Here is a 4,285-nt window from a genome sequence, read left to right as displayed (position 1 = left end):
GATCGAGCTGATGGGGCTGTAGCTCAGCTGGGAGAGCACCTGCTTTGCAAGCAGGGGGTCAGCGGTTCGATCCCGCTCAGCTCCACCAAATCGATTGGTGTCGAGATTGACGGCATGTTGTCTTCTGAAGAAATAAAGGTTTTGCATCGGCCTTGGGCTGGATGCGTGTTCTGCATACATTGTGAAGAGAAGATTGATCTGGAGGCTTCCAGGTGTTTTGAGCGACCGCAAGGTTGTTTAAGGCGTCCGAGCCCGGTCTTTATGAAACCATGGATGGCCTAGCCGGCCTGAAATGGTGGAGAGATCGGAGGTAGGAAGGAAGCTTGTCGCTCTGGGTCGTCAGCATACACTGCGTAAGCAGTTTATCGCGTGTTGTTTGTGGTCCTTTTGGGCTGCGTCTGACGGACGACTGGATTACCGTTGCCTGACCGCGCGGTATCGGATCAAATCTCGAGAAGCTGGTCTTAAGGTATGGCCAGGCGCACGCTCGGCGTGTGCGCTTAAAGAATGGACCATACCGAACACGTCGATGGCATTGTTGATAGGCTGGGTTGTAAAAGGTAACCCGGTCTGTTGCTCGTTTCCTGACGGAAACGGCAACGAGATGATGAGCATTGGCAATGAGAACGATCAAGTGTCGTAAGGGTATTTAGTGGATGCCTAGGCATGCACAGGCGATGAAGGACGTGATACGCTGCGAAAAGCCGTGGGGAGCTGCGAATAAGCTTTGATCCATGGATCTCCGAATGGGGCAACCCACCTTAAATGCTTAGAAAATCTGAACTGTTGACTGACAAAATCCTGGCTCTTCGAAACTCTCGAGGAAAAGGGATCGAAGCCCGTTTGGGCTTTGCAAGGCCAAGGGCCGTCGCCGCTGATGCGGCGTAGGTTCGGCAGCCTGGTGGCTGGTTGGACACTTCAGGTTTCTAAGCATTGTTATGAGGTATCTTCACCTGAATAAAATAGGGTGTAAGAAGCGAACGCAGGGAACTGAAACATCTAAGTACCTGCAGGAAAGGACATCAACCGAGACTCCGCAAGTAGTGGCGAGCGAACGCGGACCAGGCCAGTGGCAATGAGTGTTAAAGTGGAAGAACCTGGAAAGGTTTGCCGCAGAGGGTGACAGCCCCGTACGCGTAGATACACTTATTGTCCTAGAGTAGGGCGGGACACGTGAAATCCTGTCTGAACATGGGGAGACCACTCTCCAAGCCTAAGTACTCGTGCATGACCGATAGCGAACCAGTACCGTGAGGGAAAGGTGAAAAGCACCCCGACAAGGGGAGTGAAATAGAACCTGAAACTGGATACCTACAAACAGTCGGAGCCCGCAAGGGTGACGGCGTACCTTTTGTATAATGGGTCAACGACTTAGTGTAACAAGCAAGCTTAAGCCGGTAGGTGTAGGCGAAGCGAAAGCGAGTCTGAATAGGGCGATATAGTTTGTTGCATTAGACCCGAAACCGAGTGATCTAGCCATGAGCAGGTTGAAGGTTGGGTAACACCAACTGGAGGACCGAACCCGCATCTGTTGCAATAGATTGGGATGACTTGTGGCTAGGGGTGAAAGGCCAATCAAACTCGGAAATAGCTGGTTCTCCGCGAAATCTATTTAGGTAGAGCGTCTGGCGAATACTCCCGGGGGTAGAGCACTGGATGGGCTATGGGGACTCACCGTCTTACTGATCCTAACCAAACTCCGAATACCGGGAAGTACTACCAGGCAGACACACGGCGGGTGCTAACGTCCGTCGTGAAAAGGGCAACAACCCTAACCTCCAGCTAAGGTCCCCAAGTCATGGCTAAGTGGGAAAGGATGTGAGGATCCCAAAACAACCAGGATGTTGGCTTAGAAGCAGCCATCATTTAAAGAAAGCGTAACAGCTCACTGGTCTAGTCAAGGGTCTTTGCGCCGAAAATGTAACGGGGCTGAAGCCATGCACCGAAGCTGAGGATTCCTCTTTGAGGAGTGGTAGCGGAGCGTTCCGTAAGCTGATGAAGGGATACCCGTGAGGGGTCCTGGAGGTATCGGAAGTGCGAATGTTGACATGAGTAACGATAAAGAGGGTGAGAGACCCTCTCGCCGAAAGACCAAGGGTTCCTGCTTAAAGTTAATCTGAGCAGGGTTAGCCGGCCCCTAAGACGAGGCGGACACGCGTAGTCGATGGGAACCACGTTAATATTCGTGGGCCTGGTGGTAGTGACGGATTGCTTAACTTGTTCACACTTATTGGATTGTGTGGGCGGGGACGCGGTTCCAGGAAATAGCTCCACCGTATAGACCGTACCCGAAACCGACACAGGTGGTCAGGTAGAGTATACCAAGGCGCTTGAGAGAACTATGTTGAAGGAACTCGGCAAATTGCACGCGTAACTTCGGAAGAAGCGTGACCCTTATGTGCGCAAGCATGTGAGGGTGGCACAGACCAGGGGGTAGCGACTGTTTACCAAAAACACAGGGCTCTGCGAAGTCGCAAGACGACGTATAGGGTCTGACGCCTGCCCGGTGCTGGAAGGTTAAGAGGAGGGGTGCAAGCTCTGAATCGAAGCCCCAGTAAACGGCGGCCGTAACTATAACGGTCCTAAGGTAGCGAAATTCCTTGTCGGGTAAGTTCCGACCTGCACGAATGGCGTAACGACTTCCCCGCTGTCTCCAACATAGACTCAGTGAAATTGAATTCCCCGTGAAGATGCGGGGTTCCTGCGGTCAGACGGAAAGACCCCGTGCACCTTTACTATAGCTTTACACTGGCATTCGTGTCGGCATGTGTAGGATAGGTGGTAGGCTTTGAAGCAGGGACGCCAGTTCTTGTGGAGCCATCCTTGAAATACCACCCTTATCGTCATGGATGTCTAACCGCGGTCCGTTATCCGGATCCGGGACAGTGTATGGTGGGTAGTTTGACTGGGGCGGTCGCCTCCGAAAGAGTAACGGAGGCGCGCGATGGTGGGCTCAGACCGGTCGGAAATCGGTCGTCGAGTGCAATGGCATAAGCCCGCCTGACTGCGAGACTGACAAGTCGAGCAGAGACGAAAGTCGGTCATAGTGATCCGGTGGTCCCGTGTGGAAGGGCCATCGCTCAACGGATAAAAGGTACGCCGGGGATAACAGGCTGATGACCCCCAAGAGTCCATATCGACGGGGTTGTTTGGCACCTCGATGTCGGCTCATCGCATCCTGGGGCTGGAGCAGGTCCCAAGGGTTTGGCTGTTCGCCAATTAAAGCGGTACGTGAGCTGGGTTCAGAACGTCGTGAGACAGTTCGGTCCCTATCTGCCGTGGGTGTAGGAATATTGACAGGATCTGTCCCTAGTACGAGAGGACCGGGATGGACATATCTCTGGTGGACCTGTTGTCCTGCCAAGGGCATAGCAGGGTAGCTATATATGGAATGGATAACCGCTGAAGGCATCTAAGCGGGAAACCAACCTGGAAACGAGTGTTCCCTATCAGAGCCGTGGAAGACGACCACGTTGATAGGCCGGGTGTGGAAGTGCGGCAACGCATGAAGCTTACCGGTACTAATAGCTCGATTGGCTTGATCGTTCCCATTGCCCGTGCTCATCTCCCGCTGAATGCGAAGCATTCATGCGGCAATGAGTGTCCAAAGACGTGTTCAAATAAATAAAATCCAGCTTCTCAAAACGTCCATGCAAAAGCATGAACAGCAAGCTTCGGCCACCTGTCGCCTCGAACTCGAGGTGACCGTATGGCCGGCTGATGTCCCCTTCGAGCGGCAAGCGAGAAGGACAAGGCATATCAGCCACAAAGAAGCAACTTGTTGTCCGTGCCAAAGGCATGGACAACAAGTTGCGCTTTGCCGACCTGGTGGTTATGGCGGGGTGGCTGCACCCGTTCCCTTTCCGAACACGGCCGTGAAACGCCCCTGCGCCCATGGTACTTCGTCTTAAGACGCGGGAGAGTAGGTCGCTGCCAGGTCTGCTAATCGCAACTCAACGCTAAATCGATGAAATCGATTTATGCGTCACGCTAAATTGCTCAGCAATTTATGCCTCACAAAATCTTCTCGTCACACTCCGAAATACGGCCTAGCCGTGCTACAATAGGCCGCTAACGCGGCCTTTGCCGCTTCTCATAACGACTTCTTCTTCGAGATCCTGGAATAACAGGCATCTCGAAAGCAGGTGCGCTCCAAAAGGTGCCCACCTAACACACGATAAACCGCAACGCGGTTTACGCTGGTGACGCGGGGTGGAGCAGCCCGGTAGCTCGTCAGGCTCATAACCTGAAGGCCGCAGGTTCAAATCCTGCCCCCGCAACCAAT

General features: G+C 53.3%; 2 tRNA genes and 2 rRNA genes. All 4 read left to right on the top strand.

Annotated elements, in window-relative coordinates:
- The first annotated feature begins 12 nt into the window (after positions 1-12).
- The 4 genes from ACYJRZ_RS31775 (at position 13) to ACYJRZ_RS31760 (ending at position 4,283) form a co-directional block, all read left to right on the top strand.
- Positions 13-88: transfer RNA gene (locus ACYJRZ_RS31775), tRNA-Ala, on the top strand.
- Between the two features lie 540 nt (positions 89-628).
- A 23S ribosomal RNA gene (locus ACYJRZ_RS31770) occupies positions 629-3,546 on the top strand.
- 278 nt (positions 3,547-3,824) lie between these two features.
- Positions 3,825-3,939 (top strand): 5S ribosomal RNA (rrf, locus tag ACYJRZ_RS31765).
- Between the two features lie 267 nt (positions 3,940-4,206).
- Positions 4,207-4,283 (top strand) — tRNA-Met (locus tag ACYJRZ_RS31760).
- Positions 4,284-4,285: the final 2 nt, after the last annotated feature.

The organism is Rhizobium sp. No.120 (genome assembly GCF_054558365.1).
This window is presented reverse-complemented; position numbering and strand designations above follow the sequence as displayed.